Origin of the sequence: Nonomuraea sp. NPDC049129 (assembly GCF_040648495.1) — a bacterium.
Taxonomy (GTDB): domain Bacteria; phylum Actinomycetota; class Actinomycetes; order Streptosporangiales; family Streptosporangiaceae; genus Nonomuraea.
The window spans coordinates 443,163-469,451 of the sequence record NZ_JBEZDU010000006.1 but is presented as its reverse complement, the minus strand read 5'-3'; the positions used below and the strand labels follow the sequence as shown (position 1 = coordinate 469,451).

The 26,289-nt window shown below is 69.3% G+C and carries 27 protein-coding genes; 9 read left to right on the top strand and 18 right to left on the bottom strand.

Annotated elements, in window-relative coordinates; all coding sequences use genetic code 11:
• Positions 1 to 2 precede the first annotated feature (2 nt).
• The 7 genes from AB0B64_RS21745 to AB0B64_RS21715 form a co-directional block, all read right to left on the bottom strand.
• Positions 3 to 2,306, bottom strand: coding sequence for a type IV secretion system protein (locus AB0B64_RS21745; protein ID WP_357944124.1), 2,304 nt, complete (start codon positions 2,304 to 2,306; stop codon positions 3 to 5).
• Complete coding sequence (locus tag AB0B64_RS21740; RefSeq protein ID WP_358179269.1) at positions 2,303 to 4,783, bottom strand: ATP-binding protein; 2,481 nt, start codon at positions 4,781 to 4,783, stop codon at positions 2,303 to 2,305. Before AB0B64_RS21740 ends, AB0B64_RS21745 begins: the two co-directional genes overlap by 4 nt.
• Positions 4,784 to 4,830: 47 nt before the next feature.
• Positions 4,831 to 7,725 (bottom strand): TcpE family conjugal transfer membrane protein, encoded by a 2,895-nt coding sequence (locus AB0B64_RS21735; protein WP_358179267.1) that lies wholly within the window; start codon positions 7,723 to 7,725, stop codon positions 4,831 to 4,833.
• A gap of 56 nt (positions 7,726 to 7,781) precedes the next feature.
• Positions 7,782 to 8,027, bottom strand: coding sequence for a hypothetical protein (locus tag AB0B64_RS21730; protein ID WP_357652102.1), 246 nt, complete (start codon positions 8,025 to 8,027; stop codon positions 7,782 to 7,784).
• Between the two features lie 80 nt (positions 8,028 to 8,107).
• Positions 8,108 to 8,860 (bottom strand): conjugal transfer protein, encoded by a 753-nt coding sequence (locus tag AB0B64_RS21725; RefSeq protein WP_358179265.1) that lies wholly within the window; start codon positions 8,858 to 8,860, stop codon positions 8,108 to 8,110.
• Positions 8,861 to 9,489: 629 nt separating this feature from the next.
• A complete protein-coding gene (locus AB0B64_RS21720; protein WP_357944116.1) occupies positions 9,490 to 9,789 on the bottom strand; it encodes a hypothetical protein in 300 nt (99 codons plus the stop codon).
• A gap of 168 nt (positions 9,790 to 9,957) precedes the next feature.
• A complete protein-coding gene (locus AB0B64_RS21715; protein ID WP_357944114.1) occupies positions 9,958 to 11,280 on the bottom strand; it encodes a helix-turn-helix transcriptional regulator in 1,323 nt (440 codons plus the stop codon).
• A 171-nt stretch (positions 11,281 to 11,451) separates the two neighbouring features.
• Between AB0B64_RS21715 and AB0B64_RS21710 the strand changes: the two genes are divergently transcribed.
• Both AB0B64_RS21710 and AB0B64_RS21705 read left to right on the top strand, forming a co-directional pair.
• A complete protein-coding gene (locus tag AB0B64_RS21710) occupies positions 11,452 to 11,667 on the top strand; it encodes a hypothetical protein (protein ID WP_357944112.1) in 216 nt (71 codons plus the stop codon).
• Entirely contained in the window at positions 11,664 to 12,014 is a 351-nt protein-coding gene (locus tag AB0B64_RS21705; RefSeq protein WP_358179263.1) for a hypothetical protein, read from the top strand. Before AB0B64_RS21710 ends, AB0B64_RS21705 begins: the two co-directional genes overlap by 4 nt.
• 574 nt (positions 12,015 to 12,588) lie before the next feature.
• Here the strand turns inward: AB0B64_RS21705 and AB0B64_RS21700 are convergent.
• Together AB0B64_RS21700 and AB0B64_RS21695 are read right to left on the bottom strand one after the other, a co-directional pair.
• Positions 12,589 to 13,008, bottom strand: coding sequence for a type II toxin-antitoxin system VapC family toxin (locus tag AB0B64_RS21700; RefSeq protein WP_357944108.1), 420 nt, complete (start codon positions 13,006 to 13,008; stop codon positions 12,589 to 12,591).
• Positions 13,005 to 13,238, bottom strand: a complete 234-nt coding sequence (locus AB0B64_RS21695) for a toxin-antitoxin system (RefSeq protein ID WP_357944107.1) — start codon at positions 13,236 to 13,238, stop codon at positions 13,005 to 13,007. The genes AB0B64_RS21700 and AB0B64_RS21695 overlap by 4 nt, the downstream gene beginning before the upstream one ends.
• A gap of 195 nt (positions 13,239 to 13,433) precedes the next feature.
• Between AB0B64_RS21695 and AB0B64_RS21690 the strand changes: the two genes are divergently transcribed.
• Positions 13,434 to 13,709, top strand: coding sequence for an IS66 family transposase zinc-finger binding domain-containing protein (locus AB0B64_RS21690; protein WP_357944105.1), 276 nt, complete (start codon positions 13,434 to 13,436; stop codon positions 13,707 to 13,709).
• Positions 13,710 to 13,818: 109 nt separating this feature from the next.
• On the opposite strand, the gene ychF is transcribed toward AB0B64_RS21690, so the two are convergent.
• Both ychF and AB0B64_RS21680 read right to left on the bottom strand, forming a co-directional pair.
• Positions 13,819 to 14,895: a redox-regulated ATPase YchF gene (gene ychF / locus AB0B64_RS21685; protein WP_357944103.1), complete on the bottom strand. Its 1,077-nt coding sequence runs from the start codon at positions 14,893 to 14,895 to the stop codon at positions 13,819 to 13,821.
• A gap of 11 nt (positions 14,896 to 14,906) precedes the next feature.
• Positions 14,907 to 15,680, bottom strand: a complete 774-nt coding sequence (locus AB0B64_RS21680; RefSeq protein WP_358179261.1) for a hypothetical protein — start codon at positions 15,678 to 15,680, stop codon at positions 14,907 to 14,909.
• 164 nt (positions 15,681 to 15,844) lie between these two features.
• Here AB0B64_RS21680 and AB0B64_RS21675 point away from each other — a divergent pair, with 164 nt between their 5' ends.
• Together AB0B64_RS21675 and AB0B64_RS21670 are read left to right on the top strand one after the other, a co-directional pair.
• Positions 15,845 to 17,047 (top strand): DNA recombination protein RmuC, encoded by a 1,203-nt coding sequence (locus tag AB0B64_RS21675; RefSeq protein WP_358179447.1) that lies wholly within the window; start codon positions 15,845 to 15,847, stop codon positions 17,045 to 17,047.
• A gap of 14 nt (positions 17,048 to 17,061) precedes the next feature.
• On the top strand, positions 17,062 to 17,571 hold the full coding sequence (locus AB0B64_RS21670; protein ID WP_358179259.1) for a DUF6542 domain-containing protein: 510 nt from the start codon (positions 17,062 to 17,064) through the stop codon (positions 17,569 to 17,571).
• Between the two features lie 50 nt (positions 17,572 to 17,621).
• Here AB0B64_RS21670 and AB0B64_RS21665 read toward each other — a convergent pair whose 3' ends face one another.
• A complete protein-coding gene (locus tag AB0B64_RS21665) occupies positions 17,622 to 18,587 on the bottom strand; it encodes a 4-hydroxy-3-methylbut-2-enyl diphosphate reductase (protein WP_357944097.1) in 966 nt (321 codons plus the stop codon).
• A gap of 98 nt (positions 18,588 to 18,685) precedes the next feature.
• On the opposite strand from AB0B64_RS21665, the gene AB0B64_RS21660 reads away from it, so the two are divergent.
• Both AB0B64_RS21660 and xseA read left to right on the top strand, forming a co-directional pair.
• On the top strand, positions 18,686 to 19,807 hold the full coding sequence (locus tag AB0B64_RS21660) for a hypothetical protein (protein ID WP_358179257.1): 1,122 nt from the start codon (positions 18,686 to 18,688) through the stop codon (positions 19,805 to 19,807).
• A gap of 27 nt (positions 19,808 to 19,834) precedes the next feature.
• Positions 19,835 to 21,088 carry an exodeoxyribonuclease VII large subunit gene (gene xseA / locus AB0B64_RS21655; RefSeq protein ID WP_357944093.1) on the top strand — a complete coding sequence of 418 codons (1,254 nt, stop codon included), beginning with the start codon at positions 19,835 to 19,837 and terminating at the stop codon, positions 21,086 to 21,088.
• Positions 21,089 to 21,187: 99 nt separating this feature from the next.
• On the opposite strand, the gene AB0B64_RS21650 is transcribed toward xseA, so the two are convergent.
• Positions 21,188 to 21,778, bottom strand: coding sequence for a helix-turn-helix domain-containing protein (locus tag AB0B64_RS21650; RefSeq protein WP_358179255.1), 591 nt, complete (start codon positions 21,776 to 21,778; stop codon positions 21,188 to 21,190).
• An 88-nt stretch (positions 21,779 to 21,866) separates the two neighbouring features.
• On the opposite strand from AB0B64_RS21650, the gene AB0B64_RS21645 reads away from it, so the two are divergent.
• Positions 21,867 to 22,277, top strand: a complete 411-nt coding sequence (locus AB0B64_RS21645; RefSeq protein WP_357944089.1) for a nitroreductase family deazaflavin-dependent oxidoreductase — start codon at positions 21,867 to 21,869, stop codon at positions 22,275 to 22,277.
• 61 nt (positions 22,278 to 22,338) lie between these two features.
• Here AB0B64_RS21645 and AB0B64_RS21640 read toward each other — a convergent pair whose 3' ends face one another.
• From AB0B64_RS21640 to AB0B64_RS21630, 3 genes are all read right to left on the bottom strand, one after another.
• Complete coding sequence (locus tag AB0B64_RS21640; RefSeq protein ID WP_225296495.1) at positions 22,339 to 22,605, bottom strand: exodeoxyribonuclease VII small subunit; 267 nt, start codon at positions 22,603 to 22,605, stop codon at positions 22,339 to 22,341.
• Between the two features lie 86 nt (positions 22,606 to 22,691).
• Positions 22,692 to 23,228: a DUF4245 domain-containing protein gene (locus AB0B64_RS21635; RefSeq protein ID WP_357944087.1), complete on the bottom strand. Its 537-nt coding sequence runs from the start codon at positions 23,226 to 23,228 to the stop codon at positions 22,692 to 22,694.
• An 11-nt stretch (positions 23,229 to 23,239) separates the two neighbouring features.
• Positions 23,240 to 23,848 carry a TetR/AcrR family transcriptional regulator gene (locus tag AB0B64_RS21630; protein ID WP_357944085.1) on the bottom strand — a complete coding sequence of 203 codons (609 nt, stop codon included), beginning with the start codon at positions 23,846 to 23,848 and terminating at the stop codon, positions 23,240 to 23,242.
• An 82-nt stretch (positions 23,849 to 23,930) separates the two neighbouring features.
• Between AB0B64_RS21630 and glpX the strand changes: the two genes are divergently transcribed.
• Complete coding sequence (gene glpX / locus AB0B64_RS21625) at positions 23,931 to 24,965, top strand: class II fructose-bisphosphatase (protein ID WP_357944083.1); 1,035 nt, start codon at positions 23,931 to 23,933, stop codon at positions 24,963 to 24,965.
• A gap of 4 nt (positions 24,966 to 24,969) precedes the next feature.
• On the opposite strand, the gene AB0B64_RS21620 is transcribed toward glpX, so the two are convergent.
• Both AB0B64_RS21620 and AB0B64_RS21615 read right to left on the bottom strand, forming a co-directional pair.
• Positions 24,970 to 25,620: a DUF1707 domain-containing protein gene (locus AB0B64_RS21620; protein WP_358179253.1), complete on the bottom strand. Its 651-nt coding sequence runs from the start codon at positions 25,618 to 25,620 to the stop codon at positions 24,970 to 24,972.
• A 75-nt stretch (positions 25,621 to 25,695) separates the two neighbouring features.
• Positions 25,696 to 26,247 (bottom strand): TetR/AcrR family transcriptional regulator, encoded by a 552-nt coding sequence (locus tag AB0B64_RS21615; protein WP_357944079.1) that lies wholly within the window; start codon positions 26,245 to 26,247, stop codon positions 25,696 to 25,698.
• Positions 26,248 to 26,289: the final 42 nt, after the last annotated feature.

Here is a 26,289-nt window from a genome sequence, read left to right as displayed (position 1 = left end):
GATCAGTCCCTGTCCGGATTGCTGGGCTTGAGCCAGAACGGCACGGACGGCTCGCCCTCACCGGAGCCGCTGCCACGGCGGCTGCTCGGCAGCCAGAGCGGCGGCGCCTCCGAGGAGCGGCCCTTCGGCTCGTCGGCCGGGCGCCGACCGCCCGAACCGCCACCACCGAACATCCCGCCGCCCGACGACCCACGACTCGCCGACCGGGACCCGCCAGAACCACCGGAACCCCCCGAACCGCCCGAGCCACCCGAACGACCGGAGCCACTCAGCCAGGATCCACCCGACCCTGACCCGCCCGACCTGGAGCCGCCAGAACCGCCAGAACCGCCGAACCGCGTGCCACCCGACCTGGAGCCACTGGAGCCGCCCGCGCCACGACGTGACGCCCAGCCACCCCCGGAACCTCCACCGAACCAGCCACCTCCACCGGCCCCGCCACTCCCCGCACCGGCGCTCCCGGCACCGGCACCGGCACTCCCAGGACCGGCGGCGGACCCGCCTGACGGCCGCGCTCCACCAGGCGATGGAGTACCACGGGTGCGGGTCGGCGTGCCACTCAGGTTGAGCGGCGGCGCGGCCCCGGCCCGCGGCGCGGGAACCTGCCGGCCTGCGGCCTTCCCGTCCTGCTTGTCGGTGTTCAGCGGCGCCGCCGTGGCGGGGACCCGGGTGCCGGACGCGGCCACGCCCTCCGCGGCCTCCTGCCCACGGGCCCGCCCCTGGGCGACCGTGGACGCCGCCGCCGCGGTGCCCGCCGACGCGCCCATCGCGGCCGCCTGGATGAGCGGCTCGGCCTTACGCGCACCCCAGCGGCCGATCCTGGCCGCCGCCACCGGCGGCAGCGCCGAGGACGACCGCTCGAGTACGGAGGAGGACGCGGCGTCGCCGAGCATGCGCGTGGTCAGGGTGTGCCCGTTCATCGAGGCGAACAGGTGCTGGAACGGCCGCCGGTAGAAGAACACCGCGATCGTCAGCAGCGCCATGAACAGGATCTGCAGCCCCCACGGCATGGCGGTCGAGATGATCAGCGCATAGCCGTAGACCAGCACGCCGAGCACGAGCGCGAGCACGGCCTGCCGGAGCAGCGTGCCGATCAGCATCTCCACCCAGCGCATGGCGATGATCCGCCCGCTGCCCGGATGCACGCCGATCAGCAGGAACACCGGCCCGAGTATGAGCAGCAGCAGGAAGCCGACCTTCAGCACCAGCAGCGAGACCGCGACCAGGAAGATGAGCACCCCGGCGACCAGGGCGGCGATCAGCGCGCCGATGGCCACGCCGAGCCTGCTGGTCCAGTCACGGCCGGAGAAGATCATGTAGCGGGAGTCGTTCTTGAGCTTCTCGGCGATCTCGGCGTACTTGGCCTGATGCGCGCCGACGTCCGGCGCCGGTTGGTTGGCCGTCGCGGCGGGGATCGACTGGGTTTCCAGCATCGTACGGCCGAAGTCTCGCACGATCGGCTGGTTGGGGTCGGCGGTGCCGAACAGGCCCATCAGCCACGGCTTGCAGACCAGCGTGGACCACAGCGCCTCGGCGTTCTGGTCGACCCCGGGCGTGCCGGTCTGGCCGTAGCCGCCCGCCTTGACCTGCGGGTTCGTCTGGCCGGGGCCGGGCAGGCAGGAGGCGCCGCCCGCGCCGGGCAGGCCGGAGAAGGCGGAGTTGACGACCTCGCCGGTCTTGTCCGTGACGATCGTGCCGAGGCCGGTGAAGTCGCCGGGCCGGCTGAAGAACCAGGTCGCGACCGTGACCGCGAGCACCATCCAGATCACGCCTTCGGCGGTGGTGGTGGCCCGCTTGCGGATCAGTCCGTACCAGGCCAGCCAGATCGCGCCGAGGATGACGAGCGGCCGGAGCAGCGGCCAGTACATGGCGTTGGACAGGTTCGTCACGATGTCATCGACCACGTCCTTGATGGACTGCAGCGGTCCTTCCGTGGCCGCTGCCTGGTAGGTGGTGATGGTCACCCGGTCGATCGCCTTGGCCCACAGGAAGATCGTGTTGGCCCAGGTGTTGCCGAGCACCGCGGCGAAGTCGGAGCAGCCCAGGTCGTAGGTGTGCCAGAACTGGCCGCTCATGCCGAACTGGGCGTAGTTGGTGGTCGGCGCCGCCGGCGCGCCGCCCTCGGGGACGGGCGGCTGCATCATGCCGTCGGAGCCGCTGCCGATCACCTCGGGAGCGAGCGCGCCGGACAGGTCGCAGGGGGCCGCGGCGGCGGGTGAGAGCGAGCCCACCACGATCGGCACCACGAGGATGCCCACGAGCAGGGCCAGAGCGAGCGCGAGCCGCCTGGGTAGCCGGATCTTCATGACCGCACCTCCTGCGCTCTGCCGCCCACTCCCCCTTGAAGATCATGATGCCCGTTGTCGCTGGGTTTGTCGTGTGTCGGATTGGTGTCGAGCCAGCGGAGCAGGTCTTCGGAGATCAGGTCTACTCCGATGCGGCCCGCCCTGCCATCCAGATCACGGAAAATGCATTCGCCGTTGCCGAGCGATCTCAGCACCGCCTTGTGCTCTTCCGATGCCTCCACGCCCAGCAGGGACATCACGTGCTCGACCTCCACCCGCTCGGTGGACCTGAACGCGAAGACCGAGGACAGACAGTTGGTGACCTGCTCGTTCAGCAGGTCACCGGCATTCTGTGAGACGAGCACCAGCGCGGTGTTGCGAGAACGACCCATGCGGCTGACCTCCGGCACCAGCTTCGCACCCTCGGGCGTGGACGTGATCGCCCATGCCTCGTCCAAGAAGATCGCCTTGGGCGCGCGGCGGTCCAGGCTGTTCATCAGCCGCCGGGCGAACTGGGAGACCAGGTAGAGCAGCGCTACCGACAGCCGCTGCTCGTAGGAGTAGTCGTCGCGGCCCGTCGCCACGTCGGGCAGCGTCAGGCCGCCGAGCGTGAACACGGTCGTCCAGCCCTCGGTGTCGACCTGGTCGCCTCCTGAGGGGTCGAAGCAGAGTTTGGCCAGCCGCATCTCCGACATGGAGCGAAGCACGGCGCCGAGGTTCTTGGAGGCGGCGTCCGTGGACTGCTCCAGGAACTCCACCACCTTGCCGAGCGACGGGTCCACGCCGTTGGACACGGCCGCGACGGCCTGGATCATGGCCGACTCGCGTTCCTCCGACATGCGGGGCAGCAGCAGGCGCAGCGTCTCGGTGGCCATGGTCTTCTTGGCCGCGATGTCGTCGCCGAACGAGAACGGATCGAGCAGGCCGGGCGCGGCCGAGCCGAGCGGGATGACGCGGGCCTTGCGCTCGCGCTTCTGCAGCAGCTGCACCAGCGATTCGGCGTCGCCCTTGGGGTCGATCACGGCGACGGTGACGCCACGCAGCGCCATCTGGTAGATCATCAGCAGCGCGAGCGTGGTCTTGCCGCCACCGGGCTCGCCGGTGATCGCGATGGCCGTCGGCCGGTTGCGAGTGGCTGCGACCAGCGGGTCGAAGTGCACGATGCTGCGGGCCCTGCCGACGGTCTCCCCGATGTACGGCCCGAGCCAGCCCTCGCTGCCGTCGCCCAGCCGGTCGCCCAGGTCCACGGTCGCCGTGGCCATGCCGCCGGCGATCGTCCGCAGCGGCTGCCGCTGGGCATAGGCGTTGACCCTGACCTTCTCGCCGGGCAGCGCCTCGCAGAACAGCGAGAACTGGTCGCCGGTCGAGTTGACCACGTCGATGCCCATGTCACGGTAGTGCTCGACGACCGCTTCGACCCGTTGTACGCACATGTCCTCGGTCGGGGCCGACACGATCAGCCGGTGCCAGCCGTACACGAAGGGCAGCCGCTCCTTCGTGATGCCGTGCTCCAGCATGCGGGCCGCGTCGATCTGCTCGGCGAGCGCGAGCGGCGCCTCCGCGCCGGCCTCGCGGATGTGGATGTCCATGTCGCGCGCGTGCGCGAGCTTGCGCGCGACATCCTTCGACGCCTTGACCGGCGGGATCAGCCGCATCCTCGACGAGACCTCGACGGGGAAGGGCAACTGGTCGGCGAAGTGCAACCACGGCTCGCCGTCCGGGAACGGCATGATGTCCGGGAAACGGGCGAACGACAGGTGCGCGACATAGGAGTCACCCTGCGGCTGCACGATGCGCAGCAGTGACCTGCCGTTGTGGATCTCTCCCTCGACCAGCGACTCGATCTCGCCCTTGCCCCAGCGCCGCTTCGGGCTCGCCGACGGCGGCGGATCGCCGAGCGCGCCCGCGGCCGAGTGCTGGAACAACCACGCCACCTCCACGGAGGTGGCATGCCTGGCATAGAGGGCGCTGGAGGCGAGTGCCCGGCCCAGCCGTTCGGCCTGCTCGGTCCATCTGCCGATCTCGCCCTCCGGCACATGGTCGTCCTCGAGCCCGAGTGCCTTCTCCGTACGCTGGTAGAAGCCGAACAGCTGCCCCAGCACGCCCGCGCCCACCTGCTTGCCCCGGGGGCCGAGGCGGACACCGATGTAGACCTCCTTGGACCAGAAGTCCTTGGCCCAGACGTGCCGGTACATCTCCTCCAGATAGTCGCGCCAGCCCGACCCCTCGTCGGAGGTGGCGTTGAGCGCCATCGCCCATTCGGCCGCGGGATAGGTGCGGTGCGCGACCCTCAGGTGTACCTCGGCGTCGGGCATCCGGATCGTGGCCAGCGCGATCGTGATGTTGGTGGCCAGCGCCTCACGCTCTTCGGGCGTAACGAACTCATAGCTGATCGTCGGAAGTCGGAAATACGCCCATGCGCAGGTGTTGGTGAGCAGGATGCGGTCGTCGAAATAACGGACCGCCAGGCGCTGATGCGCTCGGGACCCCCTGCTCATGCCGCCCCCTCGGCGCATGAACAAGTCAGACCTGCTCGCATGTTCACTTATCGCTCACCGATTCTCGTGCCCGGGGGGTCACTCGCCAACTCCTCTTCGCTCGGACGGACCGTCTGTGCCGCAAAGCCCGCGACCACGACCCCGGCGAGGGCGAGGTACGCCCGCCGCCCAGCCGGGCGCAACTGCCCAGGATCGACCACCCCGTCGCCGCCCGGCGCCAGGTCGTCCTCCCAGGGGACCCTGACGATGGCCCGGCACCTGCCGCTGGCCACCGACTCCGCCTGCTCGACATCGGCCATCGAACGCCTGCTCACGCCGTTGACCACCATGACCGCCCGCCTGCGCAGGTCCGCGCAGCCGTGCCCGTCGAGCCACTCGTACGTCATCGCCACCGCCTCGGGCGCCTCCTCACTCGCGGGGACCACCAGGACCAGCTGGTCGGCGTACGGGAGCACGCGAGCCGCGAGCGCGGCGGCCGGGTCCATGACGGCCAGCTTGTAGTGCCGGTCGAGCAGGTGCATGGCCTGGCCCAGCCGGTGGTCGGAGAACAGCGTCCGGTCGGACAGCCGCTGCTCGGCCTCCGCGTCGGTGTCGGCGCCGATCACCTCGAGGCCCGACCCGGTGCGGGTGGTGTAGCCCCGCATGGTCAGGTAACCGCTGACCCGCTCCAGCCCCGCCAGCAGCGAGGCCAGCGTCTCGGGGGTCTCCGGGTCGATCCTGCTGGTCAGGGTATTGCCACCGATGTTGGCGTCGATGGCCACGACCCGGTCGTCGCGATATTGGGCGAAGGTGTGCCCCAGCATCAGCGCGGTCGTGCTCTGCCCGGCGCCACCGGTGCAGCCGAGCACCACGACCCGGCGACTGCCGCTGAACACCGCCCTCGTCCGGGCCTCGTCGATCTCCGATCCGTCGGTCCGCACGCTGCCGCCGCCGACGACCACCTGCGCGATCCGCCGCCAGCCACCGGAGTCGCGGCCGACCACGGACTCGACCCGCCGCACCCGCTCGCCCGGCGTGGGCCCCTGGGTGATCTGCCTGGCCGCGGGCGGCCGCACGGCCTGCCCGCTCTGCCCGCTCTGCTCGCTCTGCTCGCTTTCGAACGGCCCGATGCCCACCGCCTCGTCCGCGTACGCCCTGCTGACCGCTGCCTCGTCCGCATACGTCCCGCTGTCGCGGTCGCTTGCCGACGCGGCTCGCTCGCCCTTCACGGGGCCGGTCCCTTGACGGCCTCGCTCGCCCTTCGCCGGGCCGTGCTCCTGACGGGCCCGCTCACTCTTGGCGGGGCCGATCTCGTGAACCGACGCGGTGGTCTCGGGCCCTTGGAGGGACGCGGTGGTCGCGGGCTCGTCGCGTCCCACGGGAGCCGTCCCGGCCCTCTGGGCCTCGTCGTCGCGCGTCACCGGCCGGATGAACCGCACCGGCTTGCTGTCGGGGCTGAGCGGCGGCCAGAGCCGTTGCACATCCGGGAACACGAGCGGCGGGCTCTGCCTGGGCGGCTTCCCCTTCCTGTGCTGGTCACGTGCCACCTCGTCCACCCCGGCCGCACGCACCTCCTCGGGACCGGCAGCGCGCACCTCCTCGGGCCCGGTCGCGCGCTCGTCCTCGCGACCGGCGCCGTCGGCCGATCGCGATCCCTCACTCCGGCCCATCCCCGAGGACCCGCCCGCCTCCGCCGCTCCACCGGCCATCGCCTCACGAGAGGCGGCTTCGCTGTGCGGCGCCTCAGCGCGGGTCACGTCTTCGGAGTGGATCACGTCAGAGGGGGTCGCGTCAGAGGGGGCCGCCCCAACGCGGGTCACGTCGGAGGGAGCCGCCTCAGTGCGGGCCGCCTCAGTGCGGGCCGCCTCGGTGGACGCCGTCGTGTCGGCGCTCACCGCCACAGACGGGACCGCCCTGGCGCGGGTCGTCTCAGCCCGAGTCGTCTCAGCGCGGGTCGACTCGCTGGACACCGTCGTGTCGGCGCTCGCCGCCAACCTGCGCAGTCGCCGCAGCGCCTCCGTGTCGATCGGCTTTCCGGCCGTAGGGGCGACGTCTTCTCCACTCCTGTCGACCGGTTTCCCAGCGACCCGGGCGCCATCGTCGCCGCCGCTGTCGACCGGCTTCCCGGCCGCCAGGACGACGTCTTCGCCGCCCTCGTCCCCCTGTACGGCGATCAGCGGCCGCTCCGTAGGCCGTGAGCCACTCCCAGCGGTCCTGCCCGCTCTCGGCCCCACACCCGATGTCTTGTCCGCCGACGACCCCGCCTGGGCCGGCCGTGAGCCCATCGCGAGTGTCTTGTCCGGGCGTACGGAGGGCTCAGGCTGAAGTGCCGGCGGCTGGACCGCGAGCTCGGCGCCCAGGGCGGGCGCGGTGCCGCGGCGCGTGACCGAACCCCAGCCGGGACGGGCGGGCCTGGGCTCGGCGACCGGAGCCTGGGCGGCCGCCGCGGCGGCGGCCGCGACCGCGGGGCGGACCTGGCGCGGGCCGGTAACCGGCTCGGCGCCGACAGACCGCCTGGTCTGGGTGGCGAGCTCCAGCTCGGCGCGGCGCTTGCGCTGGGGCTGGCGGGCCTTGCGCGGCGCCTTGACCCGCTTGGGCGTGACCCGCCAGACGCGTCCCGCGAAGGTGACCGTCTCGGGCTCGGAGGTCGGCGCCATCCGGCACCAGGCCCGCGGCTCGCCCACGTAGCGCAGCTGCGACTGCAGGAGCTCGGTCAAACGCTTGCTCTCGATCACCGGGCGGGTGGACAGCCAGGTGACGACACCCGGTGGCACCAGGTAAAGCACATGCCATGGTGCGGCGAAAGGGATGTGCAGGAGCATGAGGAGCAGGGACCATGGAGCCAGCACGCCGACGAACACGCCGATCCACACGATCGGGAGGGGCATCGGCAGCCGTAGGTCGTACAGCTTGTAGAGCCGCTTCTCAATTCGCCAAATATTGGTATACGTGGGCAGGTCCACGCGGTCCTCCTCTCCACCCGCTCGTACAATGACCGCCCTTGAGCGGTCTCAACCCTTTACTTGATGCCCAGTGCTCCCGCGATCGCCTTCGCCGTCACCTCAATGATGTTGGGCACGTAGAAGATCACGCCGATGGCGATGGCCAGGATGAGGAACTGCACGAACCTCGTGATCTCGCGCGTGAAGAGGAAGAAGAGCGCGACCACGGAGACGACGACAAGGAAGAGCGGGGCGAAGAAGGCCCGCAGGAAGTTGGCGAGCCCCTCGGAGTCGATGCCGGTGGGGGCGGGCGTTGGCGTCATTTCGATCAGGTTGAGCACTATCGTTTTCAAGATCACTTCTTGTCCTCCCGGGGGTACCGATCAACAGGGCGTTCGTGCGTCTACCCAACGGCCCGACCGGCACCGCGGATGTCGTCGACGTACCATTTGTCGCCCTGCTTCTCGACGGTGAGGCGATATGCCTGCTCCAGGCGGGCGCCGACCGCGTTGGCGTCGGCGGCGTCCGGTTCGGCCGACGGCGTCGCGCCGCTCGGCACGCTCCACACCACGACCACCTGGATCTCTCGAGTGGCGCCCCCCACAGGCACCACGATGTCCTTGAGCTCGGCGAAGGTGAAGGCGCCGCCGAAACTCGCGATGCTCTTGCCCGGGGCGACATAGCGCTGCAATCCCGTCGTGTCGCCTGAGCCGTAGTTCTTGAAGAAGTCCTCCAGCTGCGGCTTGAGCTCGGCGGCGACGGCGTCGTCGTTCTCGGGCTTGGCGAGCTGGGGCAGATCCGCCCGGCCGGGCGCGGGCAGTATGGCGGGCCGGCCGGAGACGACGAAGCTGCCGCCGTCGTCGGCCGAGTAGTAGATCGGGACCGACAGCATCATCCGGCGGGAGCCCGACTGGAAGGCCACGGTGACGATCGCGTCGCTGGCGCTGGTGGCCTCGATGTCGTAGGGCTGGATCGCGACGGCGGCCAGCTTGCCATTGCCGTCCCAGCCCATCTGCTGATCCATGCCGTCCGCCAGGAACGCGGCCAGCTTGCCCGCCCTGCTCTGCGCGTCGGCGGGAGTGAAATTCAGATAGACGCCGGCGAACTGGGCCGCGAACGCCATGCCGCGGTCGGCCGGGAATCCGTGATTGGCCACGGGCGCCTCATTCGGAGCCGCCGCGCCACTCTGAGTAAACCTCTCAAATGGGGCACGGACCCCATTAACCACGATAACTATGATAAGCGCCCAAAGAACGATTCGGCCGGTCCACACCAGCCATCTCCCGCCGGCGCCAGACCAGCCGCCACGGCGCGGCCTGCGAGCAGGCGACACGTCGAAGTCTGCCATGTCATGGCGAGCCGAAAGCTCGGGGTCGCCAGGGATCCGAGGACCCTGCTGGACGGTTGACCTACGAGCCATCACGCCTCCGCTCGCGCCGATCCCCCGGGCTGGCGCGGTGTCGTCCGTTGCCGATCCCCATCATCCGCGGTGAAGCAGTCACCTTACCGGTCTCCGCCATTGTTCCAGGAAAGCCACGCCCATGCTGCAGGCATCGCCGTCCATGGGCAAACCAGGTTGTGTATGCCACGCTGGAGTGCCAACTCTTGTCACTTCCCCTGCCAAATGGGCATTTGACCAGGCCAGAGGCCGGTAATGGCATAGCCCTGCGGCCATGGATTCCTGTCCAAACCAGCCATGGACTCTCTTTGACCTGCGGAATTGGTATAACACGCGAACGGCCGCATGCCCGCCAAGGGGCCTGCGGCCTGGTGCGTGGCGCGCCCTCAGGCAGGCTCTGGGTCCTGTCCCAAGTCGCGCCGTCTCCTGCTACGCAGATCGACCACCGTGGGCGCCACCGACCGCTCCAGCGAACCACGCAGGCCTTCGAGCATGGCGGCGGCGTCCTGCCCGCGCACCCGCATGGCGAGCTCTTCGCGCTCGTCCACTTTCCTGCGCAAGTACGCCTCGCGATTGACGCGCAGACCGTACATGAGCTCGACCCGCAACAGTGCGAGCTCCTCTTCGAGGCTGATGCCCGCCAGTGAAGGTGCGGGACGTCGTTTCCGGATGATGCGACGGATCATGAGGGCCCTCCCGAGTCAGCGTAAACGCTGTGACGATTCGACGCGTAGGGGCCCAAAGTGGTTGACAACTCACTTATCCAAGAATCAGCCGTTGACGCAGAACTCCCGGCCGCGGTTCGTCCACCCCCGGCCGGCCATCGACCAGCGGGGCGTCGTCGTGTGTCCGGCTCAGGCCGACCGGCCACTCACCGCCAGGGCGCGCAGTTCCCGTGCCGAAGACAGAGCGCGGGCCTTCTCCGGCAAGGCGTCGATGATCAGATGGGCCGCTGAGATCACTCGGGTATCGCGTCGCTCAGGGGGTATTGCGTCGAGGAGTCGCAACCCCCGACGCGTGCCCTCGGCGGGATCGGTGCGGGCGTGGAGCGCGGCGCCATAGAGCGCGAGCAGGGTCGCTGTGCGATGCCCCGCCGGATAGAGGCTCTCGGCCGTATGGCGGGCATCCTCGGCGCGCTTGGCGTCCCCCGCGAGAGTGTAGATGAGCGTTCGGTCGTACCACAGCGTACGGCCTTGATCTGAGCCTCCCGAGGAAGGCAGCCGCTCGTATGTCTCCTCAGTGCGGCGTAGCGCGGTGATCGCCTCAGCGTGGCGCCCGACCATCGAAAGGATCATAGCCTCGGTTGCGAGAGCGGCCACGAGTGGCGCGCTTGGGGCATCTCCCGCGAGACGACGTGCTTCCCCCGCCACGAGAAGCACACTGTCGAGATCCTCACCCTGATCATATAGCCGGTAGCCCGCCTCCCAGCCTCTCAGCCACGACGCCAGGAGGTCATCACCGGACCGTTCGCTCAACTGCCGGGCTTGTGCCCACCAGCGCTGCGCCTCGCGGCGGTTACCCAGGTCGAACCACTTGCCACCGATCAGGGCCGCGTGACGCGCGGCGGCATGGGAGAGGTCACGTTGTACGGCATCGGGTTGAGCGCGGCCCAGATGAGGGGCCATGTCGGTGTAGTCGACCGCGAGCGCGGCGAGAACGACGGCGGGCGGATCGAAGCGCGCTCGCTGCTCGTGGACATCGGCGGCATCTTCCCAGTCGTCGATCATCCCGCGTGACACGCTCGCGCCCGGCAGCGGCCGTCGCGTGATGGCCAGCGCATCGGTCAGCGAGGTCAGCACGGGAGCCAGCGCACCTACAGCGGCGACGGCAGCCGCATTCCGCATCAGTCGTCTGCGCTCCACATCCTCACCCTCATCCCGCGTTGAGGCGTTTGCTTGGACGGTACCCCTTCGTAGCCGATCGGTCTCGGCCATGGCCGCACGAAGCGCCTGGGTCACCAGTTCGCCCCCGGCGCCGAGTTCGGCGTCAAGGGCCGTGATCGCCTCGGCGGGCGGGCGGTTCTTCCCCTGCTCCCACTTGGCGATCAATGAGTAGTCCCATCGAATCCGCCCGGCAAGGTCACGCAGGCTCAGTTCGTTCCGTTCGCGCCATGTCCGCAGAGCACGGCCGAACTCCTGCCAGGTCGTCGAAACGGTCGATGTCGATTGTCTGATCACGTCTGCCTCGCGATCCGTTGCACGCGTTGCACCGACCTCGGAGCAACGCTACGTGTCTTGTCCAACACGCTGAGTCGCTTCAACTATGGCACCAGTCAGCGCTACGTAAAGCGGAACCCCGCAGGCGGGCAGGCCATACGGGGTTCCTTGATCGCAAAGGAGTTGCGATCCATGGACGATGCTAAGACCGCTACGCCAGAACCGACGATTCCCGGTTGGCGGCTGATCCTCAGCGACAGGGGCCGCTTCTGGGCCGTCCGCCGCGAGGCGTTCCCTCCGGACGCGTTGCGCGCAGGGGCGGAACCCACTGTGGACGCCGACACCTTCGACGCGCTGAAGGTCGAGGTCGCCCGGCAGGAAGAGATCGCCGAGCGGGTGATCTCATGATCCGGCGACGCCCTGCCCGCGCCCCCGGCCGCCACCGTAAGGGCCAGGCTCACACGAAGGCGTACCGCCGCCTGTGGGATGGCCCGGCCCGCGCCGAGGCCGAACTACTCGGTCAGGCATGGCCCGGCTGGAGCGTGCTCTACAGTCTCGGCAACCGCCGTTTCTACGCCATAGCGGCCTGGCCGGCACCGAGGCCGTTGATCGTCGAAGACGACACTCCAGAGGGCTTGGAGGAGCGGATGCGCGAGGCAGAGTCGGCCTTCACCTGGTACGCGCCCCCCATCCCTCCCCAGAGCAGGCACGTCCGAAGACCGGCCACTCTGGAGCTCAGCTGCCATAGAGGGTGAGCAGATCGACCAGGGGAAGGCCGTCACGGCGGTCGGCCAGGGTGGCGATCCGCCGCTCACAGCGGCCAAGCGGTCAGCAATTCGCCAGGGCCGTAGGCGGCATCGAGCCCCGGACAGTCGACTCCGCTGCGCGAGACAGCCACGACTGGAACGGGTTCGTCAGTGAGCACGGCGCGGTGCCGGCGAAGAGCTGCCAGGCCGACCTCCACACAGGTTACTAACATCGATGTCAGTAGAGCAGCCCCGCCAGTTGTCGTTCAGGTCACGAGTCATAAAGGTCAGGCATCTCAGCACGGGAAGAAACCAGAGGCCCAACCCCGGAGAGTCGGACTCCTTCTGACCACCATATTTGCCGGATAAGCGACATGGTGGTGCGTCACCCGCTACACGTTGAAGCGGAACTCCACCACGTTCCGTGGGAGGACATGAAACGCTACAAAACACCTTCAAAAACCAGCGCAAATTAATGTTTCCGCATGTCAGGCGGCAAACCCATCAAAGGTTGAACCGGAACGCGACTCTGGAATTTTCAGCCAAGGAGCGTGCCAGCGTCGGGCGCAGCGAGGGAGCCAGCTCAGTCTGTCCATGGGTCGAGCAGTTCGATTCCCGTCTGCACGAAGTCCTTGATGTTGCGGGTCGCGCACGCGGCCTTGTGGGACCGGCAGATCGCAGCGATCTGGGCGTCTGCCGTGCTGATGGGCAGTCCGGCCTGTTCGCGCACAACGAGGACGTCGGCGTAGTGCGCTGCCGCCTCTTCGTCGAACGACAGCACTGCTCTGGTCTCCCGGTAGGGCTGCAGCGCGAATTCAATCGTCGCGCTTAGCGCCGACCTGCGCTTGCTGTCTGGGAGACGGCGCACGCCGGCCAGAAGCTCGGCGAGCGTGACGGAGGTGATGGCCACATCGCCGGCGAGAGACTCCAGCCATGCCACGACGCGGGCATCGGGCTTCGGTCGGAAGATCTCCGAGATGACGTTCGTGTCGAGGACGATCACTCGAAGTCCACCGCTCGCGCGACGTCGCTGCGCTCAGGGATAACGAGATCGTCGATCCCGCCAGCCTCCTGCGCGGCCCGCATGAGCGCCAGGCCGATGTGGGGCCGGCGCGCGGCCTTCGTTAGGATGTCGCGGACCTCGGCTTCCATGGAGCGGCCATGCTCCTTCGCCTGAACGGCGAGCTGCTTCTTTACGGACTCCTCGAGCCCGCGGACGACGATGGATGACATCAGAACCACCTCCTCAGCCGATATCAGCCATGATAGCACTCGGGTCGTATCAACCAACAGTGAATCGGCTGACCGCCGCGCGGGCCCCTCTCAGTGGCGAGCGACCGGACTCAGGAACCGACTCCGCGCGCGACCAGCCACTCCCGTGCGCTTCTGGCCGTGGAGCGGAGCTGCGGATGCTCCTGCACGAGTGAGGTGGAAGACCACATCCCGGCCGCGTGCAGCGGATGCGGGAAACCGCTGTCGGCCGAGGAGAGTGTCGGCTATTCGCGCCGTCAGGTGCGTGACATTCCCCTGGTCACCGTGACGGTGACCGAGCACCGGGCGCATCGCTGCCGATGTGGCGGGTGCGGCCACCTCACCGGCGCGGACCTGCCGCGGACGGTGGCGGGCGCGCCGTCGTCGTACGGGCCGAACCTGCGCGCGCTGGCTGCCTACCTGCTGGTGTTCCAGCTCACCGAAGCAGCATAACCCCTAAACCCGCGCGCTGACCGAAGTCAGCACGCTGCGGACCCTGCGCCGACCGCAAAGGCCGCCCAACCCACTCCGCCACAGGTCAGACGGACTTTCGCCACACGTATTAGACGTTGAAGCGGAACTCCACGACGTCTCCGTCACGCATGACGTAGTCCTTGCCCTCGATGCGGGCCTTGCCCACCGAGCGAGCGCTGGCGATGGAGCCCGCCTCGACCAGATCGTCGAACGAGACGACCTCGGCCTTGATGAAGCCGCGCTGGAAGTCGGTGTGGATCACGCCGGCGGCCTCGGGCGCGGTGGCGCCCTTACGGATCGTCCAGGCCCTGGTCTCCTTGGGCCCGGCCGTCAGGTAGGTCTGCAGGCCGAGCGTCTCGAAGCCCACTCTCGCCAGCTGCGACAGGCCGGACTCCTCCTGGCCCACCGACTGCAGCAGCTCCAGCGCCTCCTCGTCGTCGAGCTCGACCAGCTCCGACTCGATCTTGGCGTCGAGGAAGACCGCCTCGGCCGGGGCGACCAGGGTGGACAGCTGCTCCCTGAGCGCGGAGTCGATCAGCTCGTCGGCGTCGAGGTTGAACACGTAGAGGAACGGCTTGGCCGTCAGCAGGTGGAGCTCACGCAGCTCCTCACGGTCGAGGCCGCTCTCGAAGATGGTCTTGCCGGTCTCGAGCACGGCCAGAGCGGCCTCCGCGGCCTCCAGGGCGGCCTTCTTGTCCTTGTTGTGGCGCGCCTCCTTCTGCAGGCGCGGCACGGCCTTCTCGACGGTCTGCAGGTCGGCCATGATCAACTCGGTGTTGATGGTCTCGATGTCGCGCTTGGGAGAGATCTCGCCGTCGACGTGCGTGACGTCGGGGTCGGTGAAGACCCGGATCACCTGGCAGATCGCGTCGGTGTCACGGATGTTGGCGAGGAACTGGTTGCCCCGCCCCTGCCCCTCCGAGGCGCCCTTGACCAGGCCGGCGATGTCGACGAACTCCACCTTGGCGGGCAGCACCTTCGCCGAGGAGAAGATCTCGGCCAGCTTGGGCAGCCGGTCGTCGGGCACGCCCACGATGCCCACATTGGGCTCGATGGTGGCGAACGGGTAGTTCGCGGCTAGGGCGTTGCCGGTCTTGGTCAACGCGTTGAACAGCGTGGACTTGCCGACGTTGGGCAAACCGACAATGCCGATGGAGAGGCTCACGTTCGCCGAGTTTACTTGCTCACAAGACTCAGGCAGGTCACGGGCCGATAGGCGCCCCGAGCCTCCAGGTAGCGCTCGGAGCTGCCCGGGCAGCTCGCGGCGGACTCGGCGAAGGCGGTCACCCGGGCCCAGGCCCTCGGCGACGCGCAGGCGACCCGGTCGATCGCCGACCTGGTCACCGCGCCGGGGCCCGGCTCGGCCACGCACATCCCCCGGCCGAGCACCTTGCCGCCGCGGCCCAGGCAGATCACGGCGTCGCCGGACGGTGTGCCGGGCGCCGGACCGTCCAAAGTCAGCGTGTCGAGCGTGGTCGCGGGGCAGCTCGACGGTGAACGGACGAGGGCGACGGCTCTGCCGTACCAGCCTGATCCCGAACACGGCCGCTCGCGGCCGTCGAGCGCGACGCAGTCGCCCGGTCTGAGCACTCCCCCGCCACCGCCCGGCGCGCCGGGGTGCGGTTCGAGAAAGTTGCGTACGCAGGCGGCGCGCTCTCCGTCGATGCGCAGGACGTCGTCGACGTCGTCGGGGCAGGCGCCCGGCCCCGGTGGGTCGGCGGACAAGGCGACCACCTCCGCGTCGCCGCCGTTGCAGGGCGTCAGGTCGTAGCGTTCGGCGGATCGGCGTACGCACGCGCCGGCCTCCCACCGCAGCGCCGGCCGGGGGTTCAGGGCGGCGACGGGGCGCGGGGAGCCGGCGCGGACGACCACCACCGCCAGCGCGACCACGCCGGCCGCCACGGCGAGCGCCGCCACGAGCGACAGCGTCGGCCGCCATCGGGTAATCATACAAGTACTGTGGGTGACTGATGATGAGGCGCACAAGCGGAATGCCCAAGCGTGTCGGAGAGATCCGCGATCGATGACCTGCAATCATCGTTGGAGTGGACAGCGAAGGAGTGGATGTCGTCTCGCTTCTCATCGGCCTCGCCGTTGGGTTGGCCATCGGGTTCATGATCGCCCGCACCCGGGCGGCGGTGCGGCTGGCCGAGTCCGACGCCGAGGCCAGATCGGCCGCCGACAAGCTCGTCTACGTCGAGGAGCAGCTCGCCGAGCGCTTCCAGGCGCTGTCCACCCGGGCGCTAGACGTCAACAACCTCCGCTTCCTGGAGCTGGCCGAGACGCGGCTGGCCGCCAGCCGCGCCGAGGCCAGCGGCGACCTCGACCAGCGCAGGCAGGCGGTCGAGCACCTGGTCGAACCACTGAAGGACGCGCTCACGCGGGTGGAGGCCCAGCTGCGCGACACCGAGTCGGCCCAGCGCGCCGGCCGGGCGGAGCTGGCCAAGCAGATGGAGTTCGTCCGGCAGAGCAGCGCGGAGCTGCGTTCGCAGACCACGGCACTGGTCCGCGCGCTGCAACGGCCCGAGGCCCGTGGCCGGTGGGGCGAACTGCAGCTGCGCAGGGTCGCCGAGATCGCCGGGATGCAGCGCTACTGCGACTTCGACGAGCAGGTCACCGAGGGCGCCATGCGGCCCGACATGATCGTGCGGCTGGCCGGCGGCAAGAACATCGTGATCGACTCCAAGGTGTCGCTGGCCGCCTATCTGGAGGCCGCGGAGGCGTCCGACGACTCGCTGGCCACCGTGCGGCTCGACGCGCACGCCAGGCACGTACGCGAGCACGTCGACCGGCTGGCCGCCAAGGCGTACTGGCAGGGGTTCAACCCGTCGCCGGAGTTCGTGGTGCTGTTCATCCCCGGTGAGGCGTTCCTGGCGCCCGCGCTGGAGCGGGATCCGGCGTTGCTGGAGTACGCGATGACGCGCCGCGTGCACATCGCCACCCCGACCACGCTGATCACGATGCTGCGCACCGCCCAGTACGCCTGGCAGCAGGCCGCGCTGAGCGAGAACGCGCGTGCGGTGTTCGAGCTGGGCAAGGAGTTGTACGAGCGGCTCTCGTCGCTGGGCAGGAATGTCGAGTCCCTGGGCAAGTCCCTGACCCGGGCCGTCGAGGCGTACAACAAGACCGTGGGATCGCTCGAAAGCCGCGTACTGGTCAGCGCGCGCAAGCTGCACGATCTGGGCGTCGTCGACGGCGAACTCGACGCTCCGGAGATGCTGGAGGGCCTGCCCAGGCCGCTGGCCTCGCCCGAACTGCTGGAAACCTCGTCTCTGATCTCGCACGCGAACGGTAAGTTGGCCAACGGGTCGCAGTAAGGGGGCGGGGGCCAATGAGTGAGAGAGGCAAGCGATCAGCCGTCAGGCTGACCGCTCGCGGTGCCATCGCGCTCGCCTTGATCGCCACACTGGCGGCCTATGTCGTGGCCGCCGTGATCAACCTGCCTATCGTGGTCGGGCCGGTGTTCGTGGTGGCGAGCCTGCTCGGCGTGCTCCTGGTCAACCCTCGCGAGCTGCTGTCGCTGGTGGTGACGCCGCCGCTGGTGTTCTTCGTCGCGACGTTCTTCGTCGAGCTGGGCCGGGCGTTCGGCGCGCTGTCGATCATGCAGTCGCTCCTGGTCGGCCTGTTCAGCTCGTTGTCGCGCGGGGCGCCCTGGCTGTTCGCGGGCTCGGCGATCGTGCTGGTCGTCGCCTGGCGACGCGGGCTGCGCGACAACGTGCGGGATCTGCGCGAGGAGCTGCGGGCGGGCGCCGAAGCGCCGCGCCCGCGCCAGTCGTTCGTACCGGAGCCCGAGGGCTACTTCGAGCCCAAGGTGTACGGCACGGCGCGCACCGAGGACTGACCAGGCCCCCGGGCATGCCCGGGGACGCTGACGACGCTACGCGCCCGAGGTCAGGAAGCCCGGAGGTCCTTGCGGAGCTCGTGCGGCAGTGCGAAGCGCACACTCTCGTGGACCGGCTCGACCTCCGCGACGTCGTCGAACCCGTGCTCGGCCAGCCGGGCCAGCACCTCGGCGACCAGCTCCTCCGGCACCGAGGCGCCACTGGTCACGCCGACCGTGGTCACGCCCTCGAGCCACTCGTCACGGATGAAGGTGGCGTTGTCGACCAGGTAGGAGGCGTCGGCGCCGTAGTCCTTGGCCACCTCGACCAGGCGCTTGGAGTTGGAGGAGTTTTCCGACCCGACCACGATGACCAGCTGCGACTCGGCGGCGATCTCCTTGACCGCGACCTGGCGGTTCTGCGTCGCGTAGCAGATGTCGTCGCTGGGCGGGTCGATCAGCGTGGGGAAGCGTTCCTTGAGTTTGGCCACCGTCTCGTTGGTCTCGTCGACCGAGAGCGTGGTCTGCGACAGCCAGACCAGCTTGGACGGGTCCTTGACCTGGATCCGGTCGACGGAGTCGAGGCCGTCGACGAGCTGGATGTGGTCGGGCGCCTCACCGGCGGTGCCTTCGACCTCTTCGTGCCCCTCGTGTCCGATCAGCAGGATGTCGTATTCCTGACCCGCGAACCTCTTTGCCTCGTTATGCACCTTGGTGACCAGCGGGCAGGTAGCGTCGATCGTGCGCAATCCGCGTTGCCTGGCCTCGTCGTGCACCGCGGGCGAGACACCGTGGGCCGAGAACACCACGATCTCACCCTCGGGCACTTCATCGGTCTCCTCGACGAAGATCGCGCCTCTGGCCTCCAGCGTCTTGACCACGTGCGTGTTGTGGACGATCTGCTTACGCACGTAGACGGGCGCACCGTACTGCTCCAGGGCTTTCTCGACCGCCACCACGGCTCGATCGACTCCGGCGCAGTAGCCGCGTGGCCGGGCAACGAGCACTCGGCGGGAAGTGGGGGTCTGGGGCTCCATACTTCTTATGCTACGTGGAGCGGCCAACAGGCCCGCGCGTGCGTGGTTGCCCGCCGTGCCAGACTGGCCGTCCAATACAGACCTCCCAGGGAGACGTCATGTCCCTCAGCGACGTGATACGCAACATCACGAAGACCATCACCAACAAGGACGAGCTGAAGGAGAAGGCCAAAGACCTTCCCCTCCTCGTGATCCAGACCACTTTGAGCGCGGCCGGTCAGGCGCTGCTGCTCGTCGACCGGATGAAGAACTCGATCAAGGGGATCGGCGGCAAGGAGGACAAGGAGGCGGACCACGACTCCCGCCCGTCCGCCGCCGACCAGGTGACGCCGCCCGTGACCGCGGACGAGGAGGTGGCGAAGCCCGCTCGCAAGGAGCCGGTCATCTTCGCGCCGCGCCCCACGCCGTCCGACACCCCCGCGTCCAATGGCTCCCCCAAGACCAAGCCGGACCCGGTCATCTTCGCCCCGGCGGCCAAGCCGAAGCCCGAGGCCACCACCGAGACCGCTGCTGCCGCGCCCGCCCCGGTGACCACTCCCGAGCCGGTGGCCGCGCCTGAGGCCGCGACCGTTGAGCCCGCCGTGGCGCCCGAGCCCAAGACCGCGCCTGAGGCCGCGACCGTTGAGCCCGCTGTCGTGCCCGAACCCGTCGCCGTCCCTGAGCCCAAGATCGCGCCCGAGCCTGAGGCCGCCACCGTCGAGCCTGCGGTCGCCCCCGAGCCTGAAGTCGCCACCGTCGAGCCCGCTGTCGCCCCCGAACCGGTGGCCGGGGCGGAGCCGGTCGCGCCGGAGGCCGTCGAGGTCAAGCCCGCGCGGGCCACCAAGCCCCGGACCCCTGCCAAGCCTCGGGCCGCCGCCAAGCCGAAGGCCGCCCCCAAGGCCAAGGCCGCCACGGAGACAGTGACCGCCACCGAGACCGAGGCGACCACCGAGGCGGAGGCAAGCCCCGAGGCAAAGACCACCCCCAAGCCGAAGGCGACTCCCAAGGCGAAGGCCACCGCCGAGGCAGCGGCCGTCACCGAGACGAAGGCCGCCACCGACCTGGCCGAGCCGCTGCCCGGCTACTCCGAGCTGACCGTCGCCTCCCTGCGCGCCAGGATGCGCGGCAAGTCCGCCGAGCAGATCACCGAGCTCATCGCGTACGAGCAGGCCACGAGCGGGCGACCCGAGGTTGTCCGGATGTTCGAGAACCGCCTGGTCAAGCTGCAGGCCGGGGAATAAGTCGTCCCGGCACCGTAGTCTTCCGCCATGACCTCGAAGACCTCGCCCGAGTCTCCGCTGCCGATCCGCACCGTCCTGCAGATGGTGGGCGGCTGGATCGGCAAGCTGGGCACGGTCTGGGTCGAGGGCCAGATCACCGATCTGAGCGCGCGTGGCGGCACGGTGTTCATGACGCTGCGCGACCCGGTGGCCAACGTGTCGGCCCGGGTCACCGCCCCGCGCGGCGTCTACGAAGCGACCATGCCCCGCCCGGCCGACGGCGCGCGGGTCGTGGTGCACGTCAAGCCCGACTTCTGGGTCAACAAGGGCTCGTTCGCCTTCACCGCGCTGGAGATCAGGCCGATCGGCGTGGGCGAGCTGCTCGCGCGGCTCGAACGGCTGCGCCAGCTGCTGGCCGCCGAGGGCCTGTTCAACGCCGACAGGAAGCGGCGGCTGCCGTTCCTGCCCGGCACGGTCGGGCTGATCTGTGGCCGCGACTCGGCGGCGGAGCGTGACGTGCTGGAAAACTCCAGGCGCCGCTGGCCGGCCGTGCGGTTCAAGGTCGAGGAGGTGGCCGTCCAGGGCCCGTACGCCGTGGGCGAGGTCACCGAGGCGCTGCGTAAGTTCGACGCGGACGCCGAGATCGAAGTGATCGTCATCGCCCGTGGCGGCGGCTCCCTGGAAGACCTCCTGCCGTTCTCCGACGAGACGCTGGTGCGCTCCGTGGCCGCCTGCCGCACTCCTGTCGTGAGCGCGATCGGCCACGAGCAGGACAGTCCGCTGCTCGACCTGGTGGCCGACGTACGGGCCTCGACGCCGACCGACGCCGCCAAGAAGGTGGTGCCCGACGTGGGCGAGCAGCTCACGCTGGTGCGCCAGCTGCGTGACAGGGGTCGCAGGGTGCTCGGCGGCTGGCTCGACCGGGAGATGTCCTGGCTGACGTCGGCGCGCTCCCGGCCCTCGCTGGCCGACCCGGTGCGCGAGCTCGAACGCCGGGCCGAGCAGGTCGAGGCGCTCCGCGACCGGACCAGGCGCTCGCTGGGCGGCTCGCTCGACCGCGCGGAGGACTCACTGTCGCATCTCCGCGCCCGGCTCGTCGCCCTCTCGCCCGCCGCCACGCTCGAACGCGGCTACGCCATCGTCCAGGATCCGTCCGGGGAGGTCGTCCGGCTGGCCAAGGACGTGGCCCCCGGCTCCCTACTGACGATCCGGCTCAGCGACGACCGCCTGACCGTCCGTACGGAAGACCCCGCCAAACCCCGCAAGCCCCGCAAGAAGGCTTCCGACGAAACCGCCTCCTGAGCCGGCTTTCGGGGACGGCCCGCTCCCGACCTGGCTTTTTAGCGGGCGCTTGGCTCTCGAAACCGCTTGAACCGGACTTCGAGGGCGACCTGCCTTGCCTCATGTTCTGATCGCCTGGGTCAAGGCGTCGAATCCGGCCTTGATCTCCTCGATCGACATGCCACGTTGGTCCCGCTGGTACTGGAGCAGATGGGCGTTGATCGGCGCCAGCAGCGCGTCGGCCAGGAAACTCGCGCCTTCCGGGCGTACCTGGGCGAGGAGTCCGGCCAGGTGGGTGTGATGCGCCCTGTACGCCCCACTGAGCTGTGCGGTCGGCGGCCCGAGCAGCAGGAACAGGTCCATCTGCGCCACCACCCGATCGATCAGCGCGTGCAGGAACGCCCTGATCCGCTCGGCAGGAGGCGCGCCCGGCCCGATCGGCGGCGGCCCGCGCAGGAAGTCTTCTTGGAAGCGCCGCTCGCGATCGTCGATCAGCGCCAGCACCAAACCGGCCCGATCCCCGAAGCGACGGTAGACGGTGCCGACCCCCACGCACGCCTCACGGGCGACCTCGTCGAGGGAGAGCCGGCCGAGACATCCGTCGGCGACCATCTTGGCGGCCACTTCGATGATCTTCTGCCTGTTGCGGGCCGCGTCAGCCCGTTCGGGCTGGGGCTGCCCGATGATCGGCAGGGATCGACGCTCGCACACAGAGTGAGCATAAACGTGGTAAACGGAAATTTCTCCGGCTAGGCTTTGGCTGCCATAAATGGAGAAATTTCCGATTCGAGGAGCGATCATGGCGAACGACTTCAACGAGCAGATCATCGCCGAGTTCCGTGCCAACAAGGGCAAGGTCGGGGGCATGTTCGAGGGTGCCAACCTGTTGCTTCTCACGACCACGGGCGCCAAGAGCGGCAAGCGCACGACCAGCCCGGTGATGTACTTCGAGGACGGTGACCGCTACATCGTCATCGCCTCGTACGCCGGCGCGGACCACCACCCGGCGTGGTACCACAACCTGGTCGCCAACCCCGAGGTGACCGCCGAGATCGGGACGGAGACGTACGAACTCACGGCCGAGGTCGTGGGCGAGGAAGAGCGCGACAGGCTCTATGCCCACGTGGTCACGATCGCCCCGGGTTTCGCGGAGTATCAGGAGAAGACCACCCGCCGCATCCCGGTAGTGGCCCTCCACCGCTCCGCCTGACGGGCATCAGCGGCCAGAACGAGCGTCGTCCGGCTGTGGGACGTCGTCCGGCTGTGGGCGACTAGAACGGGGCGTCGTCCGACTGGTTGGTGGTGGGGTCGGCGCGGCGGGCCATGGCGGCGGCGAGCTTCACCCTGGCGCCCTGTAGCCACTCCTCGCAGATGGCGGCCAGCTTCTCGCCGCGCTCCCACAGCTCGATCGACTGCTCCAGGGTGAGCCCGCCCGTCTCCAGGCGGCGCACCACCTCGGTCAGTTCCTCGCGGGCCTGCTCGTATGAGGGTGCCTTCTCTTCTGCCACGGGCACCACCCTAGAGTCAGGCACCGACATCCCGCGCCCTGGCCCGCCGAGGAGCCCCGGCGAGGAGCGGGTCAGACTCTCGCCTCCGGCCGCCGCCTCCCGGTCGGAGGCGTGGGTCAGCTTGTCGGCTTCGGTCGCTGTTGCAGGATGGCGGCCAGCTCGCCCAGCTCGGTCCAGTCGGCCGTGCCGGTGACGACCAAGGTGACCTCCGGCAGCACCCGGATCAGCGAGCGCTGGTTCTTGTCCTCGCGGAAGCGCTGTTCCCAGGGTTGCCCGGCCACCTGCTGGGTGCCCACGGCCCGGTTGGAGTTGGCCATCCGGTCGGCGAACCCGGCGGCCGGCTTCTCGTCGCTCTGCACGAACATGGCGTGCTGCCTCTTGGCCGTCGCATAGCCCAGGTAGAGGACCTGGGCCCCGCCGGAGCCCTTGGCGATCTTGTTGCTGTTGGGGATCCAGCCCGCCGGGTCCTTCGCGGGCGCCCACACCTGGTAGGGCACGTCATGTGCGAAGTTGGCGACGGTGATGGAGTAGTTGAGCTTGGGAATGTGCTCCTCCCGGCTCTGCGGCGTGACCAGCAGGAACAGCCCTACCCCCACAAGACAGACGAGCAGGGCTACCGCGTAGCCGTAGAAACCTTCCGTGAACCGTCGCACAACTGGCGAGATTACCCGCTGGTGATGCCGCCCGACGAAGCGGCCGGGCGGATCTGGCCGATGATGGCGAGCACGTCCTCGGCCAGCGCGGGGTCGTCCGACAGCACCACCTCGGAGACGGCGGCCGCGAGCGCGCCCGTGAGGACGACCACCAGTGCCCCTTGGTCCTCGAAGAGCGCGGCGTTGCGCTCGGCCCATTTGCGCAACCGGGCGCGCATGACGAGCTCGAAGCCGGGCGGCCCGTCGCCGCGCAGGAACAGCGCGGCGAGCTCGCGTTCCTCGATGCACCCGTCGAGGTAGGCGCGGGCGGCGCGGATGAAGACCCGCATCGGGTCGTTCTCTCCTTCGGCGCGAGCCTCGCGGGCGGCCTGCTTGGTCCGCTGGGCCTGCCTGCCCTGCCACTCCTCGAACAGCGTGAGGTAGAGGTCGGCCTTGCCGGAGAAATGGTGGTAGAGGCTGCCCACGCTGGCATCGGCCTTGGCCACCACATCGGTCACTCCGGCCTCGGCGAAACCCTTGGAGACGAAGACGTCTCTGGCGGCCTTGAGTAGCGCGCTGCGCGTGGCCGCGCCTCGCCCGGAGGTGCGGGCTGTCGCCGGTTGTTCCACATCGCTGCTCATGGCAGGCACATTATCCTCCGGTGACCGGGGATACAGGGACAACTACGATCGAGACAGTTTGTCCACGAGGAGGCCCTTCATCATGTCCGATCAGACGTCCGTACCCGCAGCGCTGGCCACGGGAGAGCGCGCCCCTGATCGCAACCTGGCTCTGGAACTCGTACGCGTCACCGAGGCGGCCGCGATGGCGGCGGCCCGCTGGGTGGGCAGGGGCGACAAGAACGGCGCTGACGGCGCCGCGGTCAACGCGATGCGCCAGCTGATCAACACCGTGTCGATGAACGGGGTGGTGGTCATCGGGGAGGGCGAGAAGGACCACGCCCCGATGCTGTTCAACGGCGAACGCGTCGGCGACGGCAGCGGCGCCGACTGCGACGTGGCCGTGGACCCGATCGACGGCACCCGGCTGACGGCGCTCGGCATGCCGGACGCGGTGTCGGTGATCGCGGTGAGCGAGCGCGGCTCGATGTACGACCCGTCGGCCGTGTTCTACATGGAGAAGCTGGTCACCGGCCCCGACGCCGCTGACGTGGTCGACATCGAGGCTCCGGTCGCCACGAACATCCAGGCGGTCGCCAGGGCCAAGGGCTGTTCGTCCTCCGACGTGACGGTCGTCGTACTCGACCGCCCGCGGCACGAGCAGATGGTCAAGGAGATCAGGGAGACCGGGGCGCGGATCAAGTTCATCGTCGACGGGGACGTGGCGGGCGCGATCATGGCGGCCCGCGCCGACACCGGCATCGACCTGATGCTGGGCATCGGCGGCACGCCCGAGGGCATCGTGGCCGCGTGCGCGCTCAAGTGCCTGGGTGGTGTCATCCAGGGCAAGCTGTGGCCGCGCGACGACGCCGAGCGGCGGAAGGCGCTCGACGCCGGGCACGACCTCGGCCAGGTGCTGACCACCAACGACCTGGTGCGTTCTGAGGATGTGTTCTTCGCGGCGACCGGCATCACGCAGGGCGAGCTCATGCAGGGCGTACGGTTCAGGGGCGGGGTGGCGCTGACGCACTCGCTGGTGATGCGCGGGCGTTCCGGCACCATCCGCAAGGTGGACAGCGAGCACCAGCTCACGAAGCTGCGCGCCTACAGCGCGATCAACTTCGACACGGCCGGATAGGGGATCAGCGGCGGCGCTTGCGGCGGGGCGGCTCTTTGACCTTGACGTCGCCCACGAAGTTCGTGGTGCGCACCTCGACCACCGGCGCTTCGGGCTCGGTCGGCTGCTTGGTCAGCCGGACCGTGCTGCCCTTCGCGACGCGGATCACCTCAAGGCCCTCGGGCACGTGGATCTCCAGACCGCCGAAGACCAGCGTCGCGTTGATGATGACGCGCCGGTTCTGCAGGATGGCTTCGCGGAGGTCCAGCTTGGTGGTGCCGAACATGGCGGTCACGGTCAGCTCGGCGGGCACCACCCAGCGTCCGCCGCGCTGCTCCTGCTTGAAGAACGCCGACACCGGCCTGCCGTCGAGGTTCAGCGGTTGCTGCTCCGCCGGCAGCAGGTCGGCCGTCACCGCGGCGAGCTCGCCCAGTGTCCGGGCCGCGTAGACGACGCCGAGCCGTTCCTCCAGCTCGTCGAGCATGAGGCGGCCGTCGGCGTGGGCGTCCTGGAGCACCTGGACGAACCGCTCGCGATCGTCGTCGGAGGCGCGTAGTTCGTCCGGGCGCGGGCCGCTGTCATCCCCCTTGGGGCGGCGTGCCGAGACCCATTCCTCGGCCAGCCGTTCTCCGACTTCCTGCAGGCGTGGCAACCAGGATCCCGGGCGTTCATTCACACTTCTGACGATATCCGGCAGGCGGCCACTTCGCTCGCGCCTCGGTCGCCGCGCCAGCCGAAAGTGCCCCGAAAGTCAGCCGAGCCGCGCGACCAGGGCCGCTATCTCCTCCGCGAGCCTCTCGTCGACTTCGGCGTGGCGGTTGAGCAGGCGGTACCACATGGCGCCGAAGATCAGATCGACCGCTAGCTCCACGTCCACGTCGGCCGGGAGCGCGCCGCGTTCCAGCACCGAGCGCAATGCCTGCCGGCGCGGGCCGATGAGCTTGGCCCGCAACTCCTCAGCGAACCGGGGGTCGGCCTGGGCGTCGGCCATGAGACCCACGACCACCCGCCCGGCCACGCCATGGGCCACCGCGAACGTCTCGCGCAGGAAAACGACCAGGTCCGTCCCCGCGTCCCCACTGATGGGCGGGGGCCGCATCTCTGCCCCCACCAGGTCGGTCATCGCCTCCAGCAGCACCTCGCGCTTGGTCGGCCACCAGCGGTAGAGGGTCTGCCTGCCGACGCCCGCCGCGGCGGCGACGCCCTTCAGGGTGACGTTCGGGTATCCGTCGCGCTCGCACAGGTCGAGCGCGGCCTTGAGGATCGCCTTCCTGGCCACCTCGCTACGCGGTCTGCCTACCATGCCCGCCACTTTACAAGACACGGCGCCTCGATATAGTTTCGA